General features: G+C 75.3%; 15 protein-coding genes and 1 riboswitch. Of the genes, 10 read left to right on the plus strand and 5 right to left on the minus strand.

The window, feature by feature from the left end:
* Positions 1-321: 321 nt before the first annotated feature.
* From ACFWTC_RS02155 to ACFWTC_RS02185, 7 genes are all read left to right on the plus strand, one after another.
* Entirely contained in the window at positions 322-1590 is a 1269-nt protein-coding gene (locus tag ACFWTC_RS02155) for an anion permease (protein WP_383915105.1), read from the plus strand.
* 25 nt (positions 1591-1615) lie between these two features.
* Positions 1616-1837, plus strand: a complete 222-nt coding sequence (locus tag ACFWTC_RS02160; protein ID WP_267722397.1) for a hypothetical protein — start codon at positions 1616-1618, stop codon at positions 1835-1837.
* 162 nt (positions 1838-1999) lie between these two features.
* Positions 2000-2131: riboswitch (cobalamin riboswitch) on the plus strand.
* Positions 2132-2166: 35 nt separating this feature from the next.
* The gene (locus ACFWTC_RS02165) at positions 2167-3168 is read left to right on the plus strand and encodes a cobalamin biosynthesis protein (RefSeq protein ID WP_383915106.1); all 1002 of its coding nucleotides are present in this window, start codon (positions 2167-2169) and stop codon (positions 3166-3168) included.
* Positions 3165-4724, plus strand: coding sequence for a cobyric acid synthase (locus ACFWTC_RS02170; protein ID WP_383915107.1), 1560 nt, complete (start codon positions 3165-3167; stop codon positions 4722-4724). The genes ACFWTC_RS02165 and ACFWTC_RS02170 overlap by 4 nt, the downstream gene beginning before the upstream one ends.
* Before the next feature lie 91 nt (positions 4725-4815).
* Entirely contained in the window at positions 4816-6951 is a 2136-nt protein-coding gene (locus ACFWTC_RS02175; RefSeq protein WP_384025277.1) for a putative cobaltochelatase, read from the plus strand.
* Positions 6951-7550 (plus strand): cob(I)yrinic acid a,c-diamide adenosyltransferase, encoded by a 600-nt coding sequence (cobO, locus tag ACFWTC_RS02180; protein WP_383915109.1) that lies wholly within the window; start codon positions 6951-6953, stop codon positions 7548-7550. Before ACFWTC_RS02175 ends, cobO begins: the two co-directional genes overlap by 1 nt.
* A complete protein-coding gene (locus ACFWTC_RS02185) occupies positions 7544-8962 on the plus strand; it encodes a cobyrinate a,c-diamide synthase (protein WP_383915110.1) in 1419 nt (472 codons plus the stop codon). The genes cobO and ACFWTC_RS02185 overlap by 7 nt, the downstream gene beginning before the upstream one ends.
* 2 nt (positions 8963-8964) lie before the next feature.
* On the opposite strand, the gene ACFWTC_RS02190 is transcribed toward ACFWTC_RS02185, so the two are convergent.
* Positions 8965-9690, minus strand: a complete 726-nt coding sequence (locus ACFWTC_RS02190) for a ZIP family metal transporter (RefSeq protein WP_383915111.1) — start codon at positions 9688-9690, stop codon at positions 8965-8967.
* A gap of 163 nt (positions 9691-9853) precedes the next feature.
* Here ACFWTC_RS02190 and cobC point away from each other — a divergent pair, with 163 nt between their 5' ends.
* Positions 9854-11278, plus strand: coding sequence for an Rv2231c family pyridoxal phosphate-dependent protein CobC (gene cobC / locus ACFWTC_RS02195; RefSeq protein ID WP_384025281.1), 1425 nt, complete (start codon positions 9854-9856; stop codon positions 11276-11278).
* 127 nt (positions 11279-11405) lie between these two features.
* Positions 11406-12650: a CapA family protein gene (locus ACFWTC_RS02200; RefSeq protein WP_383915113.1), complete on the plus strand. Its 1245-nt coding sequence runs from the start codon at positions 11406-11408 to the stop codon at positions 12648-12650.
* Positions 12651-12803: 153 nt separating this feature from the next.
* Here the strand turns inward: ACFWTC_RS02200 and ACFWTC_RS02205 are convergent, their stop codons facing one another.
* Both ACFWTC_RS02205 and ACFWTC_RS02210 read right to left on the minus strand, forming a co-directional pair.
* The gene (locus tag ACFWTC_RS02205) at positions 12804-13745 is read right to left on the minus strand and encodes an SCO1860 family LAETG-anchored protein (RefSeq protein ID WP_383915114.1); all 942 of its coding nucleotides are present in this window, start codon (positions 13743-13745) and stop codon (positions 12804-12806) included.
* A gap of 365 nt (positions 13746-14110) precedes the next feature.
* Positions 14111-15241 (minus strand): amidohydrolase family protein, encoded by a 1131-nt coding sequence (locus ACFWTC_RS02210; protein WP_384025287.1) that lies wholly within the window; start codon positions 15239-15241, stop codon positions 14111-14113.
* Between the two features lie 84 nt (positions 15242-15325).
* Between ACFWTC_RS02210 and ACFWTC_RS02215 the strand changes: the two genes are divergently transcribed.
* Positions 15326-16408, plus strand: a complete 1083-nt coding sequence (locus tag ACFWTC_RS02215) for a pyridoxal-phosphate-dependent aminotransferase family protein (RefSeq protein ID WP_383915116.1) — start codon at positions 15326-15328, stop codon at positions 16406-16408.
* Between the two features lie 78 nt (positions 16409-16486).
* Here ACFWTC_RS02215 and ACFWTC_RS02220 read toward each other — a convergent pair whose 3' ends face one another.
* Together ACFWTC_RS02220 and ACFWTC_RS02225 are read right to left on the minus strand one after the other, a co-directional pair.
* Entirely contained in the window at positions 16487-17542 is a 1056-nt protein-coding gene (locus ACFWTC_RS02220; protein ID WP_383915117.1) for an aminotransferase class V-fold PLP-dependent enzyme, read from the minus strand.
* Positions 17543-17677: 135 nt separating this feature from the next.
* The gene (locus tag ACFWTC_RS02225) at positions 17678-18385 is read right to left on the minus strand and encodes a DsbA family oxidoreductase (protein WP_384025290.1); all 708 of its coding nucleotides are present in this window, start codon (positions 18383-18385) and stop codon (positions 17678-17680) included.
* Positions 18386-18453 lie beyond the last annotated feature (68 nt).

Genomic DNA, 18453 nt, shown 5'->3' on the forward strand with positions numbered 1-18453 from the left:
CGGCGCGCGGGCTCCGGCGGGCCACCGGAGGCGATCGCCCCGCGGGAGGTGCGGAGCTCGCCCCGCGGAGACCGGAAGCGGGGTGACCTAGCTCTCTTTCGGTGGCGTCACGGACTCCCGGGGCAGGCGGTCCTGTTTGACGGAGGGGCGCATTCACCCGGCTTTGACGTGCATTAATCGATATATCTACGGCAGAACCGGGACGAAGGTCCCGATCGGGTGGCGCACCAGTACACCGCTCCGCCCGCGCCAGTTCATCTTCCGTTCATCCAGGTTGCCTACGTTCGCCGAGCCACTGACGTCAAACAGAAGCCTGGGTAAATGGAGCACATAACGCTTCTCCTCGGGATCGTGATCATCACCGCTCTCGTGTTCGACTTCACGAACGGTTTTCACGACACGGCCAACGCGATGGCCACCACCATCTCGACCGGCGCCCTCAAGCCCAAGACGGCGGTGGCCATGTCCGCCGTACTCAACCTCGTCGGCGCGTTCATGTCCGTGGAGGTCGCCAAGACGATCTCCAAGGGCCTGGTCAACGAGGAAGGCATCCAGCCAGAGGTGATCTTCGCCGCCCTGGTCGGAGCCATCCTCTGGAACCTCGTCACCTGGCTGGTCGGCCTGCCCTCCAGCTCCTCCCACGCCCTGATGGGCGGCCTGATCGGTGCCGCGGTGGCGTCGGCCGGCATGGGCGCGGTGAACGGCAGCGTCGTCGTCACCAAGGTCCTCATCCCCGCGATCGCCGCCCCCCTGGTCGCCGGCCTGGCCGCGCTGCTGGCGGCGAAGGTCACCTACAAACTCGGCAACAGGGTCGGTGAGAAGACCTCCGCGAAGGGCTACCGCGCCGGTCAGATCGCCTCGGCCGGCCTCGTCTCCCTCGCGCACGGCACCAACGACGCGCAGAAGACGATGGGCATCATCACGCTGGCGCTCGTCGCCGGCAACGCGCTGCCCGCCGGTGCCAACCCGCCGGTCTGGGTCATCGTCTCCGCCGGCCTGGCCATCGCGATGGGCACCTACCTGGGCGGCTGGCGCATCATCCGCACCATGGGCAAGGGCCTGACCGACCTCCAGCCGCAGCAGGGCTTCGCCGCCCAGACCTCCGCGGCGAGCGTCATCCTGGCCTCCTCGACCCTCGGCTTCTCCCTCTCCACCACCCACGCCTGCTCCGGCGCGGTCATGGGTGCGGGCCTGGGACGCAAGGGCGGCGTGGTCCGCTGGTCCACCGCCACCCGCATGTTCATCGCCTGGGGCCTGACCCTGCCGGCCGCCGCCCTGGTCGCCGCCGGAGCGGAGCTCGTCATGCGGACCGGTGACATCGGCATCGCCGGCGTCACGGTCTTCCTGGTCGCCTCGTGCTTCGCCATCTGGGTCATCTCCCGCCGCCAGGTCGTCGACCACCACAACGTCAACGAGGTGGAGCCGGCCGGCGCCGGGGAGCCGGAGGCCGATGTCGTGACCACGGCCATGGCCGCCGTCACCGTCCCGCCGACCACCGCTGCCGCGGCGGCGGCCGCGGCCGACGACGACCTCCGGGCCACCATCCCGGCCGCGACGACGACCCCGGCGGCTCCGGCCGCCGCGGTCTGACCGAGATCTGCAGAGGAACGGCAGTATGAAGATCGACTGGGAAGCACTCGGCTCCGTCTTCGGGGTCAGCCTCTCCGCCACCGTCGCCCTCGTGGCCCTCTTCACCCTGGGCCTGGTGGGCCTGTCCAAGCACGAGGCCGCCACCGAGCAGGGCGGCAGCGCCACCCTGGCCCGCAGCGGGGCGTACGCCTGCTTCGCGCTCGTCACGGCGGCCGTCGCGTACGGGATCTACCTGATCGTCGCCTGAGACACCGGGCGCGCGGGCTCCCTCCGGGTTTCAACCCGGAGGGAGCTTTCGCATGACCGGCCCCGCGCCGCCGTACGCCGGCGCGGGGCCCGCATCATCCCCGCCCGCGGCCCCGCCGCAGGTCAACGGCGAGTTGACGGGCCTTCGCGGTGCGTGGTGGACTGCCCGAGCCATTACGGCGGCATGGAGAGGAAGCCGGTGCGATTCCGGCGCGGTCCCGCCACTGTCACCGGGGGCACTCGTCCGAGTGCGACCCGGGAGCCAGGAACTCTCGCCGCCGGTCACGTCGAACCAGGGCGCGGACCCTGAGTGAGGACATGCCTTTCACCATGCGTGCCGACCGCGTCTTCGCGTACGGCGCCGCGGCGGGCCTGATCGGTGACCGGATCCTCGGGGATCCGCGCCGCGGGCACCCCGTGGCCGCCTTCGGACGGGCCGCCGCCGCCGTCGAGCGCGCCCTGTGGCGCGACGACCGCGCCCGGGGGGTCCTGCACACCCTGGTGTGCGCCGGCGGCGCGACCGCCGTCGGCGTGCTCGGCGCCCGCGCCGTGCGCGCCCGGCCCGCGGCCACCCGCATCGCCCTCACCGCCGCCGCCACCTGGGCCGTCGTGGGCGGCACCTCGCTGGGCCGGGAGGCCCGCAGCATCGGCGGATCGCTGGCCGCCGGGGACGCCGAGGCGGCCCGTCAGCGGCTGCCGCACCTGTGCGGGCGCGATCCACAGGCCCTGGACGAGCAGCAGATGGCCCGGGCCGTCGTGGAGTCCGTCGCCGAGAACACCTCCGACGCGGTCGTCGGGGCCCTGGTGTGGGGCGCCGTCGCCGGGGTGCCCGGGCTGCTGGCCTTCCGCGCCGTGAACACCCTGGACGCGATGGTCGGCCACAAGTCCCCCCGCCACCTGCGCTACGGCTGGGCCTCCGCCCGGCTCGACGACGTGGCGGGCTGGCCCGGCGCCCGGCTGACCGCGCTCGCCGCCGTCCTGGCCGGCCCCGACCGGCGGGGTGCCGTACGGGCCTGGCGCGCGGACGCCGCCCGGCACCCCAGCCCGAACGCCGGCCCCGTCGAGTCCTCCTTCGCGGGGGCGCTCGGCGTGCGCCTTGGCGGCACCCTGGCGTACGGCGGCCGCGTCGAGCACCGGGCCGTGCTGAACGGCGCGGCCGGACGGCCCGTCGAGGTCGCCGACATCGAGCGGGCGGTACGGCTGTCGCGGAACGTGACCTGGCTGGCGCTGGGGGCCTGCGTGGCCGCCCGGACGCTGGCCGCGCGCGCCTTCTGCGGCTCCCACACCTCCCCCGTCCCCCCCATCTCCCGTACGAGGAAAGGTCGCCCGTGAGCGGCGCGAAGCGCGGCGGCGGACTGCTGGTCGCCGGTACGACGTCGGACGCGGGCAAGAGCGTGGTCACGGCGGGCATCTGCCGCTGGCTGGCCCGCACCGGCGTGAAGGTGGCGCCCTTCAAGGCGCAGAACATGTCGCTGAACTCCTTCGTCACCCGGGAGGGCGCCGAGATCGGGCGCGCCCAGGCGATGCAGGCACAGGCGGCCCGCGTGGAGCCGACCGCGCTGATGAACCCGGTGCTGCTCAAGCCGGGCGGCGACCAGAGCAGCCAGGTGGTGCTGCTGGGCAGGCCGGTGGGCGAGATGAGCGCCCGCGGGTTCTTCGGGACGGCCGGGGGCGCGGCCCCCGGGAAGGCGCTGCGGGGCGGCCGGCGGGAACAGCTGCTCGGCGTCGTCACGGACTGCCTGGAGCAGCTGCGGGGCACGTACGACGCCGTGATCTGCGAGGGCGCGGGCAGCCCGGCCGAGATCAACCTGCGCCGGACCGACATCGTGAACATGGGGATCGCCCGCGCCGCGCGGTTCCCGGTGGTCGTCGTCGGGGACATCGACCGGGGCGGGGTCTTCGCGTCCTTCTTCGGGACGACGGCGCTGCTGTCCCCGGAGGACCAGTCGCTGATCGCGGGGTACCTGGTGAACAAGTTCCGCGGTGACGTGTCGCTGCTGGAGCCCGGCATGGAGATGCTCCGCGGCCTCACGGGCCGGGGGACGTACGGGGTGCTGCCCTTCCGGCACGGCCTCGGCATCGACGAGGAGGACGGGCTGCGGGTGTCCCTGCGCGGCGCGGTCCGCGAGTCCGTGGTGGCTCCGCCGGTCGGCGAGGACGTGCTGCGGGTCGCGGTGTGCGCGGTGCCGCTGATGTCCAACTTCACGGACGTCGACGCGCTCGCCGCCGAGCCGGGGGTCGTGGTGCGGTTCGTGGACCGGGCCGAGGAGCTGGCCGACGCGGACCTGGTCGTCGTACCCGGTACGCGCGGCACGGTGAAGGCGCTGGCCTGGCTGCGCGAGCGGGGCCTGGCCGACGCCCTGGTGCGGCGGGCCGCCGAGGGCCGGCCGGTGCTGGGGATCTGCGGCGGGTTCCAGGTGCTCGGCGAGCACATCGAGGACGAGGTCGAATCGCGGGCCGGAGCGGTCGACGGCCTCGGTCTGCTGCCCGTGCGCGTCCGCTTCGAGCGGGAGAAGACCCTCGCCCGGCCCGTGGGCACCGCGCTCGGCGAGCCGGTCGAGGGGTACGAGATCCACCACGGCGTGGCCGAGGTGCTGGGCGGGGAGCCGTTCCTGGACGGGTGCCGGGTCGGGGCCGTGTGGGGGACCCACTGGCACGGCTCGCTGGAGTCGGACGGCTTTCGCCGGGCGTTCCTGCGCGAGGTCGCGGCGGCCGCCGGGCGGCGCTTCGTCCCGGCCCCGGACACCTCGTTCGGGGTGCTGCGCGAGGAACAGCTCGACCTGCTCGGCGACTTGATCGAGGAACACGCCGACACCGGCGCGCTGCTGCGGCTGATCGAGGACGGGGCCCCGGCGGGGCTGCCGTTCCTGCCGCCGGGCGCTCCGTGACGGGCCGCGGCGACGGCGCGCCGGGCGCCGCAGCGGTCCGCGCCCTCACCCTCTCCGTGCCGCACATATCCCTAGAAGGAGTGAGCAACCGATGAGCACGCCCTATCCGTTCACCGCACTGGTCGGCCAGAACGACCTGCGGCTGGCGCTCCTGCTCAATGCCGTGAGCCCGGCGGTCGGCGGCGTGCTCGTGCGCGGCGAGAAGGGGACCGCCAAGTCCACCGCCGTGCGCGCGCTCTCCGCGCTGCTGCCGCAGGTGGACGTCGTGTCCGGGTGCCGGTTCTCGTGCGCGCCCGCCGCGCCGGACCCGGCCTGCCCGGACGGCCCCCACGGGGAGGCTCCCGGCGGCACCCGGCCGGCGCGGATGGTGGAACTGCCGGTCGGCGCGTCCGAGGACCGGCTCGTCGGCGCCCTCGACATCGAACGGGCCCTCTCCGAGGGCGTGAAGGCCTTCGAGCCGGGCCTGTTGGCCGACGCCCACCGCGGCATCCTCTACGTGGACGAGGTCAACCTCCTCCACGACCACCTGATCGACCTGCTGCTCGACGCGGCCGCGATGGGCGCCTCGTACGTCGAGCGCGAGGGCGTCTCGGTCCGCCACGCCGCCCGCTTCCTGCTGGTCGGGACCATGAACCCGGAGGAGGGCGAGCTCCGCCCGCAGCTCCTGGACCGGTTCGGCCTGACGGTGGAGGTCGCCGCCTCCCGGGAGCCCGCCCAGCGCGTCGAGGTGGTGCGCCGCCGGCTCGCGTACGAGGACGATCCCACGGGCTTCGCGGACCGCTGGGCCGGGGACGAGCACGAGGTACGGGCCCGCGTGGTGGCGGCGCGGTCGCTGCTGGCGAAGGTGGTGCTCGGGGACGGCTCGCTGCTCCAGATCGCGGCGATCTGCGCCGGCTTCGAGGTCGACGGCATGCGCGCCGACATCGTGATGGCGCGGACCGCGACCGCGCTGGCCGCCTGGGCCGGCCGGACCGAGGTGCGCAAGGAGGACGTCCGGCAGGCCGCCCTGCTGGCCCTCCCCCACCGGCGGCGCCGCAACCCCTTCGACGCGCCGGGCCTGGACGAGGAGAAGCTGGACCGCATCCTGGACGGCTTCCCGGACGACGAGCCGGAACCGGAGCCGCAGGGCCCGGACGACGGCTCCCCGCAGGACGGCGGCCCCGACGACGGCGGCCCCGACGGCGGGGGCGGCGGGCTCCCCCCGCGGGACGGCGGCCCCGAGGCGCCCGAGCGGCAGCAGGACCCGGACGACGCACGGCCCCAGGAGGCCCCCGGGGAGCAGGACGCCCCCGAGGGACCGCAGCCGTCCGGGGCGGCCGAAGCGGCGCCCGAGCAGGCCGCGGTGCGCGCCGCCGAGCCGTTCCGCACCAAGGTGCTGAGCGTGCCGGGCCTAGGCGAGGGCGCGGCCGGGCGGCGCTCGCGCGCCCGTACCGCCCACGGCCGGACCACCGGCGCCCAGCGCCCGCGCGGCCAGCTGACCAAGCTGCACCTGGCGGCCACCGTGCACGCGGCGGCCCCGCACCAGAAGGCGCGCGGGCGCAGCGGACGCGGACTCGTGATCCGTAAGGACGACCTGCGGCAGGCGACCCGGGAGGGCCGCGAGGGGAACCTCGTCCTGTTCCTCGTCGACGCCTCCGGCTCCATGGCGGCCCGGCAGCGGATGAGCGCGGTCAAGGGCGCCGTGCTGTCGCTGCTGCTGGACGCCTACCAGCGCCGCGACAAGGTCGGCCTGATCACCTTCCGGGGCTCCGGCGCCGAGCTGGCGCTGCCGCCGACCTCCTCGGTCGATTCGGCCGCGGCGCGGCTGGAGCAGCTGCCGACCGGGGGCCGCACCCCGCTGGCCGCCGGTCTGCTGAAGGCCCGTGAGGTGCTGCGGATCGAACGCCTGCGGGACCCCTCGCGGCGGCCGCTGCTGGTCGTGGTCACCGACGGGCGGGCCACCTCGGCGGGCGGGCTCGGCGGCGGGCTGCCGGGGGACACGCCCCGCGAGCTGTCGGGCCGTGCCGCCCGGCTGCTGGCGGCCGAGGGCCTGACCTCCGTGGTCGTGGACTGCGAGTCCGGGCCGGTCCGGCTGGGGCTGGCGGGGGTGCTGGCCGCGGACCTCGCAGCACCCGCCGTGACCCTGGACGGGCTTCGGGCGGACTCGCTGGCCGGCCTCGTGAAGGACGTGCGTACCGCCGTGACCACCACCTCATCACCGCAGAGCAGCAACAGGAGGGCCGCGTAATGCCACAGGGACAGCCGTCCGTCGTTCCGGACGACGGACTCACGACGCGCCAGCGCCGCAACCGCCCGCTCGTCTTCGTCCACACCGGCCCCGGCAAGGGCAAGTCGACGGCGGCCTTCGGGCTGGCGCTGCGCGCCTGGAACCAGGGCTGGCCGATCGGGGTGTTCCAGTTCGTCAAGTCGGCGAAGTGGAAGGTCGGCGAGGAGAACGCGCTCAAGGTGCTCGGCGCCTCCGGCGAGGGCGGCTCCGTCGTCTGGCACAAGATGGGCGAGGGCTGGTCCTGGGTGCAGCGCGACGCCCAGCTCGACAACGAGCAGGCGGCCAGGGAGGGCTGGGAGCAGGTCAAGCGCGACCTGGCCGCCGAGACGCACAAGCTGTACGTCCTCGACGAGTTCGCGTACCCGATGCACTGGGGCTGGATCGACGTCGACGAGGTCATCGAGGTGCTGCGCAACCGACCCGGTACCCAGCACGTGGTCATCACCGGGCGCAACGCGCCCGCGAAGCTGGTGGAGTTCGCGGACCTGGTCACCGAGATGACCAAGGTCAAGCACCCGATGGACGCCGGCCAGAAGGGCCAGAAGGGCATCGAGTGGTGACGTCGCCCGGCATACCGCGGCTGGTCGTCGCCGCTCCGTCCTCCGGGAGCGGCAAGACCACCGTGACCACGGGCCTGATGGCGGCCTTCGCGGAGCGCGGCCTCGCCGTGTCCCCGCACAAGGCCGGGCCCGACTACATCGACCCCGGATACCACGCGCTGGCCACCGGCCGGCCGGGGCGGAACCTGGACGCGTTCATGTGCGGGCCGGACCTGGTCGCGCCGCTGTTCGCGCACGGGGCCGCCGGGTGCGACCTCGCGGTCGTCGAGGGCGTGATGGGGCTCTACGACGGGGCCGCCGGGCGGGGCGAGCTGGCGTCCACGGCGCAGGTGGCGAAGCTGCTGCGGGCGCCGGTGGTGCTGGTCGTCGACGCGTCCTCGCAGTCCCGGTCGGTCGCGGCGCTGGTGCACGGCTTCGCCTCCTTCGACCCGCAGGTGCGCCTGGGCGGCGTGATCCTCAACAAGGTCGGCTCCGACCGGCACGAGGTGATGCTGCGGGAGGCGCTGGAGGAGGCCGGGATGCCGGTGCTCGGCGTGCTGCGCCGGGCCCCGCAGGTGGCCGCGCCCTCGCGGCACCTGGGGCTGGTCCCGGTCGCCGAGCGGCGGGCGGACGCCCTGGCCTCGGTGGCGGCGCTGGCGGAGCAGGTGCGCCGGGGCTGTGACCTGGACGCCCTGATGGCCCTGGCCCGGACGGCCCCGCCGCTGCACTGCGAGCCCTGGTCGCCGTCGGCCGCCCTGGCGACTGCGGGCGGCGGCCCGGCGACCGCTGCCGGACCGGCGGACGGCGTCTCCGGGCTCCCCGGCGGGCGGCCGGTCGTCGCCGTCGCGGGCGGACCGGCGTTCACGTTCTCGTACGCCGAGCACGCGGAGCTGCTCACAGCGGCGGGCGCCGAGGTCGTCGCCTTCGACCCGCTGCGGGACGAGGAGCTCCCCGAGGGCACCGGCGGGCTGGTGATCGGCGGCGGCTTCCCCGAGGTGTACGCGCCCGAACTGTCCGCCAACGAGGCGCTGCGCCGGTCGGTGGCGGCCTTCGCCGCGGCGGGCGGCCCGGTGGCCGCCGAGTGCGCCGGGCTGCTGTACCTGGGGCGGTCGCTGGACGGGAAGCCCATGTGCGGGGTGCTCGACGCCGACGCGCGGATGTCGGAGCGCCTCACGCTGGGCTACCGCGAGGCGGTGGCGGTGTCCGACAGCGTGCTCGCGGCGGCCGGGACCCGGCTGCGCGGGCACGAGTTCCACCGGACGGTGATCGAACCGGGTGCCGGGGCGGCGCCCGCGTGGGGGTTCACGCATCCGGAGCGCCGGGTCGAGGGCTTCGTACAGCAGGGCGTGCACGCCAGTTACCTGCACACGCACTGGGCGGCGGAGCCGTCCGTCGCCCGACGCTTCGCGCGGGCGGCCGCGGGCCGTCCGTGAGCTCACTCCGCGAGGCCGACCACCAGCCAGATCCCGGCCACCCCGCCCACCGTGCACATCAGCGTGGACAGGGCGGGGTGTTCGTGGTGCGCCTCGGGCAGGATCTCGGCGGCGGCCAGGTACAGCAGGACCCCGCCGAAGAAGCCGAGGTACGCGCCGAGGGGTTCCTCCGGAAGGGTGAACAGCAGAGTGGACGCCGCGCCCACGACCGGGGCCAGCGCGTCGGCGAAGAGCATCATCACCGCCTTGCGGCGGTCGTTCCCGTACAGGCTGGTGAGCGTGTACGTGTTGAACCCGTCGGCGAAGTCGTGGGTGATGACGGCCAGTGCCACGGCGGCGCCCATGCCCCCGCCGACCTGGAAGGCCGCGCCCAGCGCGACCCCGTCGGCGAGGCTGTGGCCGACCATCGCGGAGGCCGCGGTGAGCCCCACCTCGGGGGCGCGGGCCCCGTCCTCGGCGCCGTGCGAGGCCCGGCGTACGGCCAGCAGGCGTTCCACGACGTGCGCGACGAGGAAGCCGGCCACGAAGAGCAGCAGGGCGAGCGGGACGCCGAAGAGCTCGTCGCCCGCCGCGTGCAGGGCCTCCGGGAGCAGGTCCAGGCCGACGACGCCGAGCATCAGCCCGCCGGCCAGGCCCAGCACGAGGTGGCGGCGGTCGGTGACGCGTTGTGCCGTCCATCCGCCCGCCAGGGTCATCAGGAACGCGCCCAACGCGACGATCACGGCCATGCCCCCCTGGATACCGACTCCCCGCCCCGCGCGCACGTCCGCGCCCGGGTGCCGGGGGGCGGCCGGTTGACGAACGGACGGCGGCGGGCGAGGTTCGGGTGGTGCGCGGGTGACGGTTTCGGGTGGTGCCCGGGTGACGGTGACGACGGAGGGAGGCTTCCCGGTGGGTGAGTACGCGACGCGGTTGGTGGTCGGGGTCGGCGGACGCGCGGGGGTCTCCGTCGCGGAGGTCTGCGCGCTGGTCGAGGAGACGCTGCGGGGGGCCGGGCTGGCCGCCGGGGCGGTGACGGCGCTGGCCACGGTGGAGTCGAAGGCGGACGAGGAGGGGATCACCGGCGCGGCGAAACGTTTCGGCGTGCCACTCCTCAGCTACCCCGCCGCGGTACTGGCCCAGGTCGCGGTGCCGCACCCCTCGGAGGCGGCGCGCGCGGCCGCCGGAACCCCCTCGGTGGCGGAGGCCGCGGCGCTGGCGGCGGGCGGGGAACTCCTCGTGCCCAAGCGCCGGTCGGTGGCGGCGACCTGTGCGGTGGCCACGGCGCAGGGGCACGACCTGCGCCACCACGGCGACGCGGAGGTGCTGGACGCGGACGCCGCGCTGGTGGACCTCGCGGTCAACGTACGGGCGCACACTCCCCCGGAGTGGCTCACGCGGCGGATCGCGGCGTCGCTCGGGGATCTCGCGGCGTACCCCGACGGCCGGGCGGCCCGCGCGGCCGTCGCGGACCGGCACGGGCTGCCGGTCGAGCGGGTGCTGTTGACGGCCGGGGCGGCGGAGGCGTTCGTGCTGATCGCACGGGCCCTGGACGCCGTGCGGCCGGTGGTGGTGCATCCGCAGTTCACCGAGCCGGAGTCGGCCCTGCGGGACGCGGGCCACCGGGTCGAGCGGGTCGTGCTGCGGGCGGAGGACGGGTTCCGCCTGGACCCGGCGGCGGTGCCCGAGGACGCGGACCTGGTGGTGGTCGGCAACCCCACCAACCCGACCTCCGTGCTGCACCCGGCGGACACCCTGGCCGCGCTGGCCCGGCCGGGCCGCCTGCTGGTGGTGGACGAGGCGTTCATGGACGCGGTCCCGGGCGAGCGGGAGGCCCTGGCCGGCCGGATGGACCTGCCGGGCCTGGTGGTGCTGCGGAGCCTGACGAAGACCTGGGGGCTGGCCGGGCTGCGGATCGGTTACGTCCTGGCCGAGCCCGGGGTGATCGCGAAGCTGGCGGCCGCACAGCCGCTGTGGCCGGTGTCGACCCCGGCGCTGGTGGCCGCCGAGGCCTGCGTGGCCCCGGCGGCGCTGGCCGAGGCGGAGGAGGCGGCGCGGCAGGTCGCGGTGGACCGGGCGCACCTGCTGGCCGGGCTCGCGGAGTTCGAGGAGATCACCGTCACGGGAGTGGCGGAGGGTCCGTTCGTCCTGATCCGGGTGGACGGAGCCGCGGAGGTCCGCCTCCGGCTGCGCGCCCTCGGGTTCGCGGTCCGGCGCGGGGACACCTTCCCCGGGCTGGACCGCTCCTGGCTGCGGCTCGCGGTCCGCGACCGGGTGACGACGGGCCGGCTGCTCCAGGCCCTGGACCACGCGCTGGCCCTCACCGGCGGCCGCTGACCCCGGGGGCCGGGTCTCCCGCCCCCGCCGCGCGCCTGCGGTCTCCGTACGGGCGACGTACGCTGGCGGCGGGGCGCCGGGGGCGGCGACGGGCCCCGCAGCGGACGTACGCACCGGGGGGTCGGACATGAAGGCATCCGTCAGGATCTGCGCGGCACTGGCCGCGCTGGCCGTGGTGGGCGGCGGCGTCTACGCCGCGCCCCGGCTGCTGGACCGCGGTGGTGCGCCCGCCGCGCCGCAGCGGCTCCAGGAGGGGGCGGGCCGGGGCGGGGCCGCGTCGGCGACACCGTCCCCGCGGGCGGCGGACGCCCCGGCCGGGCGGCCGTTCACCCTGGTGGCGACCGGCGACATCATCCCGTACCCGTCGATCATCCAGCGGGCGGCCGACGACGCGGGCACAGCCGGCGGGTACGACTTCCGCCCGATCCTCGCCGGGGTCAAACCCCTCGTCTCCGCTGCCGACCTGGCGATATGCCACCACGAGATACCGTACGGGCGGCCCGGCGGACCGTACACGGGCTACCCGCTCTTCAAGGCCCCGCACCAACTGGCCGATGCCCTCAAGGACGCGGGCTACGACAGCTGTTCCACGGCGTCGAACCACACCCTGGACGACGGCTTCGAGGGCCTCGCCCGCACCCTGGAGCACCTCGACCGCGCCGGTGTCCCGCACGTCGGCTCGGCCCGCAGCGCGCAGGAGGCCGTCGCGCCGGCCGTGATGTCGGCCGGCGGCGCGAAGGTGGCGCAGCTGTCGTACACGTACGGCACGAACGGTATCCCCCTCCCCCCGGACAAGCCGTGGGCGGTGAACCTCGTCGACCGGGACCGGATCGTCGCCGACGCCCGCGCCGCCCGGGCCGGGGGCGCGAACGTGGTGGTGCTGAGCGTCCACTGGGGCACCGAGTGGCAGACGGCCCCCGACGAGCAGCAGCGCGAGCTGGCGCAGGCGCTGACCGCCTCCCGCGGCGCCGACGGCCTCCCCGACCTCGATCTGGTCCTGGGCACCCACAACCACGTGCCGCAGCCCTACGAGAAGATCAACGGCACCTGGGTGGTCTTCGGGATGGGCGACCAGGTCGCCAGCTTCGTGCCGGCGGACAAGCTGCGCGGCAACCAGTCATCGGTGCCCCGGTTCACCTTCGCCCCGGCGGCGGACCTCCCGGGTCGCTGGGAGGTGGTCAAGGCCGAGTACCTGACGCAGTTCTCGGACATGGGGCCGCCGTTCCGCGTCGTCTGCGCGTCCTGCGCGGCGGCCGACACCGGGCTCGGGGCGGCCAAGCGCGCCGAGTACGCGCGGATCGACCGGCAGGTCACGGAGGCCGTGCTGTCGCGCGGTGCGGCGGCACAGGGGCTGGAACACGCCACCCGCTGAGCCCCCACCCGCGGTCGATCGTGCCCCTGCCTCCTGCCCGCCCCGCCCCCGCCGGGGGCCCTCCGCCCGTCTCCGTCTCCGCGGGGTGCGCGTCCCGTTGAGCACTCCCCTCCGGGTGCTCCTCGGGACGGCGCCGCTAGCGGACGGCGGGGGTCACGAGGTCCTGCCCCGCCGGGTCAGGAGCAGGGCGCCCCCGCCGATCCCGAGCAGGACCAGGGCGGCGCCCGCGACGTACGGGGCCATCGAACCGCCGCCCGTCTCGGCCAGGTTGGCGTCGGTGGTGACGGGCGTGACGGTTCCGGTCCGGGTGTCCGTGACCGCCTGCGGCTTCACGTCGGGCTTCCCCTCCGGCTTCGGCGGGATCGGGGCGGGCGCCGGCGGGGACGCGCAGTGCGCCTCGGCGAGCACGATCTCGCCCTGGACCTCCGCCACGTTCAGGTTCAGCGGGTTCACGGAGACCCTGAGCCGCAGCGCCGACGCGGCCGCCGTGTCGGAGGTGGTCTCGGTGCCGGACAGCTCCAGGCTGACCAGGCCCACGCCCGGGACCTCGACCTTGGTCGGCCCGCCGGCCGACAGGGTGACCTTCTTGCCGAGCGCGGTGACCTTGCCGAGGACGTTCGCGCTCGCCACGGGCTTCTTGCCGGCCTCGCAGACGGCCTTGGAGGTGACCTGCTCCACCTCGACGAGCGAGAGGGCCGGCAGTCCCGGCACGTGCACCCGGGCCTTGGCGAGGTTCACCTCGGCCTCGGCCCTGTTCTTGTCCGCGGTCGCCTTGGACGTGGCCACGTCGGCGCGGAGCACGCTGACCGGGGCGCCTCCCTCGACGCCGTCCAGGGTGACGGTCAGCGCCGTCTTCTGTGCCGGGGCGGCCGGTGCGGTCACCTCGTTGAGCGTGGTCTTGAGGGGGATGTCAACGGTCTTGTCGAGCAGGCCCACGTCCAGGCCGGCCCGCAGGACGACGGCTCCGGCCTTGCCCACTCCCCCGGACCCCGCGCCGCCTCCTCCCGTGGCGAAGGCGGGGGGAGCGGTGAGCAGGGCGACCGCGCCCGTGGCGAGCAGGGCGACCGCGGGCATGCGGAAGGTGTTGCTGTTCAAGGTGGTGGAACCCCCGGGGAGATGGGTGCCGTGGCGGCGCCAATGGGGACATCGCACGCGCCGACGGCTTCGACCCTCGAAATCTTTACGCACTGTGGGTGAACGGGCGACAACCTGACGTCAGTTCACCCCAATGGGTGGTTTCCACGCATACATTCGATTTTCCGCGCCTCACGAGGAACGCGAGTGCGCTCCTCTCGCAGGTGTCCCGGACCTGGGGAGCCGCGCGGGCGTGCACAACGACGCCGGGGCCCCCGATGTCACGCCCCGTCAACGCGGCGTCGCCGGCCTCGGCGCCCGGGCCGGAACCCGGAACCCGGGGTCGGCGCCCGGGCCCTGCCCCGCCCCCGGGCCCGGCGCCGGCCTCAGGCGCGGACCGTGCCGTTCACCACGACCCGCAGCGGCCGCGCGAGCGCGCGCACGTCGGCCCGCGGGTCCTCGGCGTACACCACGAGGTCCGCCGGCGCCCCCTCGGCCAGACCGGGCCGCCCGAGCCACGCACGGGCCGCCCAGGTGGTCGCCGAGAGCGCCTCCAGCGGCGGGATGCCGGCCTTCACCAGCTCGGAGACCTCCGCCGCGACCAGCCCGTGCGGCAGCGAACCGCCCGCGTCCGTGCCGACGTACACCGGGACCCCCGCGTCGTAGGCCGCCCGGACGGTGTCGTACCGGCGCTCGTGCAGCCGTCGCATGTGCGCCGACCAGCGCGGGAACTTGGCCTCGCCGCCCGCCGCCATCCTCGGAAACGTCGCGATGTTCACCAGGGTCGGGACGATCGCGACGCCGCGCTCCGCGAACAGCGGGACGGTGTCCTCGGTGAGCCCGGTGGCGTGCTCGACGCAGTCGATGCCCGCCTCGACCAGGTCCCGCAGCGAGTCCTCCGCGAAGCAGTGCGCGGTGACGCGGGCGCCGAGCCGGTGCGCCTCGGCGATGGCCGCCTCGACCTCCGCGCGCGGCCAGCAGGCCGTCAGGTCGCCCGCCTCGCGGTCGATCCAGTCCCCCACCAGCTTCACCCAGCCGTCGCCCCGCAGCGCCTCCCGGCCGACGTACTCGACGAGGTCGGCCGGCTCGATCTCGTGCGCGTAGTTGCGGATGTAGCGGCGGGTCCGCGCGATGTGGCGACCCGCCCTGATGATCTTCGGGAGGTCGTCGCGGCCGTCGATCCAGCGGGTGTCCGAGGGCGATCCCGCGTCGCGGATCAGCAGGGTGCCCGCATCCCGGTCGGCGCGGGCCTGACGCTCCGCCGTCCCGGCGTCGACCGGGCCGTGGGAGTCCAGCCCGACGTGGCAGTGCGCGTCGACCAGGCCCGGCAGGGCCCAGCCGGTCACCGTGGTGATCTCGCGGGCGGTGTGCGGGCGTTCCCAGGCGATCCGCCCGCCGACCACCCAGAGCTCGTCGCGGACGTCGTCGGGGCCGACGAGCACCCGCCCCTTCACATGCAACACCGCGCCGTCCCGCGGGACGTCGGCATCGGTGTCGGTCACATCGGCATCGGTCATGCCGGCACTGTACGTGCGTGCTCGGTACGCTCTCCCGGTACGTCCGGACGACCCCGGACGAGCCCGGACGAAGAGAGCGCCGCCGTGACCCACCCCCTCCTGGACTTCCCGCCGTTGACCGCGGAGCGCTTCGCGTCGATCGAGCGGCGAGTCGCCGAGCTCCTCTCCACCCGGCAGGACGTGGTGATCACCCAGGGCGAGGCGCTGCTGCCCCTGGAGGGGTGCATCCGGTCGGCAGCGCGGCCCGGTTCTACGGCGCTGAACCTCGTCACCGGCCCGTACGGGACCACCTTCGGCAACTGGCTGCGCGACTGCGGGGCCACGGTGGTGGACCTGGAGGTGCCCTTCGACACCGCGGTGACGGCCGGGCAGGTGGCGGCGGCGCTCGCCGAGCGCCCGGAGATCGACTTCGTCTCGCTGGTCCACGCCGAGGCGGCCACCGGCAACACCAACCCGGTCGCGGAGATCGGCGAGGCCGTACGGGCCCACGGCGCGCTGTTCATGCTCGACGCGGTGGCGTCGGTGGGCGCCGAACCGCTGCTCCCGGACGCGTGGGGCGTCGACCTGTGCGTGATCGGCGCGCAGAAGGCGATGGGCGGCCCGGCGGGGGTCTCGGCGGTGTCGGTGTCGGAGCGCGCCTGGGCCCGCTTCGCGGAGAACCCGGCGGCGCCGCGCCGCTCGTACCTCTCCCTCCTGGACTGGAAGGAGCGCTGGATCGACGGCGGGCGCACGGCGCTGCTCCACGCGCCGGCGCAGCTGGAGATGCTGGCCCTGGAGGCCTGCCTGGACCGGATCGCCGCCGAGGGTCTCCCCGTGGTGGAGGCCCGCCACGCGGCCGCGGCCGCGGCGACCCGGGTGGGCGCGGCGGCCCTGGGCCTCCCCCCGTTCGTGGGCCGGGCGGCGGAGGCGGCCCCGGTGGCCACCACCCTGCGGGTCCCGGACGCCTCGCTGGTCGCGGGCGCGGCCCTGGCGGCCGATCCGGCGGCCCCGCTCGCGGCCGGCGGCGGCGCGCTGGCGAAGGAGATGGTCCGGGTCAACCACTACGGCCGGGCGGCCTCGCTGCCGGTGGTACGGAGCGCGCTGGCCGCCCTCGGGGCGGCTCTGGACGTCGAGCCGGGTCCGGCGCTCGACGCGGCGGACGCGGCGTGGGAGGCGGCCCTGCGCTGACCCCGCGGGGTCGGTGCCGGCTCGGACGGCGGCCGCGGCCCCGCGCCGGCTCCACGGCGCGGGGCCCGGGACGGGCCGTCAGGACAGGGCGTCCAGCAGCCGGTCCACGTCCGCCTCGGTGGTGTAGAGGTGGAACGAGGCCCGCAGGGCGCCCGCGCGGGCGGCGGTGGCGATGCCGGCCGCCTGGAGGGCGGGCAGGCGGTCTGCGAGGCCCGGGACGGAGACGATGGCGGCGTCGCCGGGCACCGGTTCGTGGCCCAGCCGGGCGAGCCCGGCCCGGTAGCGGGCGGCCAGGGCGGTGTCGTGGGCGTGCACCGCCTCGATGCCGACGCCCTCCAGCAGCGCCAGCGAGGGCTCGGCCGCGTGGTAGGCGAGGAAGGCCGGGGACTCGTCGAACTTCCGCGCCCCGTGCGCGAGTTCCGGCATCGGCCCATACGTGGCCTCCCACATGGACTCGGCCGCGACCCAGCCGGCGTGCAGCGGGGTCAGGGTGCGCTCGGCGTCCTCCGAGACGGTCAGGTAGGAGGCTCCGCGGGCGCCGAGCAGCCACTTGTACCCGGCGGTGACCGTGTACTCGTACGGCGAGGCGTCGAAGGGCAGCCAGCCCGCCGCCTGTGTCGCGTCCACCAGCATCCGGGCCCCGTGCGCGGCCGTCGCCGCGCGCACCGCGGCCAGGTCCGCCGTCCGCCCGTCGGCGGACTGCACGGCGCTCAGCGACACCAGCGCCGTGCCGGCGTCGACGGCTTCGGCGAGGGATTCCAGCGGGGCGAAGCGGACCTTGAGGTCCCCGCGCACCACGAAGGGGTTGATGACGGAGGCGAACTCGCCCTCGGGGCAGAGGACTTCGGAGCCGGACGGCAGGGAGGCGGCGACGAGGCCGACGTGCGTGGAGACGGCCGAGCCGACGGCCACGCGGTCGGCGCCGACCCCGACCAGGCGGGCGAAGGCGGCGCGGACCCGGTTCACCCGGTCGAAGTCGCCGAAGCCGGCGGGGACTGCGGCCCCCGCCGCCTCGGACAGCTCCCGTACCGCGGCGACGGCCGCGCGCGGCAGCACGCCGCAGGTGGCGGTGTTGAGGTAGACGGTGGACGGGGCGAACTCGGCGCGGGCCGTCTCGGCGAGGGGAAGATCCATGCCTTCCACTCTGACCCAGGACCGACCCAAAGTCCATGGCCGAGTTTCCCGGGTTGACCCAAAGCGATCCTTATGCGGGGTGGTCGGGGCCGCATCGGGGCCGCGGGGGGGGGGGCAGGGCTGCCGGCCAAGAGGTCAGGACTGCGGGACCGCGCACGCCCCGTCGGGCTCGCACGCCCCCTCGGCGGGAGCCGGTTCCTCCACCTCGCGCCCCGCCCAGGCCTGCTCCAGGGCGCGGGTGAACACCTCGGCCGGCTGTCCGCCGGAGATCCCGTAACGGCGGTCGAGGACGAAGAACGGCACGGCGTTCGCGCCCAGCTCGGTGGCCTCGCGCTCGTCGGTGCGGACCTCCTCGGCGTAGGCGGAGTCGTCGGCGAGGACGGCGCGGGCCTCGGCCCCGTCGAGTCCGGCCTCGACGGCGAGCGCGAGCAGTACCCCGGTGTCGAAGACGGAGCGCTCCTCGGCGAAGTTGGCGCGGTAGGCCAGGTCGAGCAGCTCCTCCTGGCGGCCGCGGGCAGCGGCCAGGTGCAAGAGGCGGTGGATGTCGAAGGTGTTGCCGTGGTCGCGGCCCTCGGTGCGGTACGTCAGCCCCTCCGCGCGGGCGCTCTGCGCGACGTGCTCCTCCATGCCGCGCGCCTCTTCGAGGGTGCGGCCGTACTTCTGGGCGAGCATCTCCACGACGGGGGCGGTGACGCCCTTGGGGCCGTTGGGGTCGAGCTCGAAGGACCGGAAGACGACCTCCACCTCGTCGCGGTGCGCGAACCTGGCCAGCCCCTTGGTGAAACGGGCCTTGCCGATGTAGCACCAGGGGCAGGCGATGTCGCTCCAGATCTCGACGCGCATGATCCTTCTTCTCTCCGGGTTCCGAGCGGGATGAAACAGTTCCCCCTTCAACGACCTGGGGGGGGGCG

The sequence above is a fragment of the Streptomyces sp. NPDC058619 genome, from assembly GCF_042717785.1.
Lineage (GTDB): Bacteria > Actinomycetota > Actinomycetes > Streptomycetales > Streptomycetaceae > Streptomyces.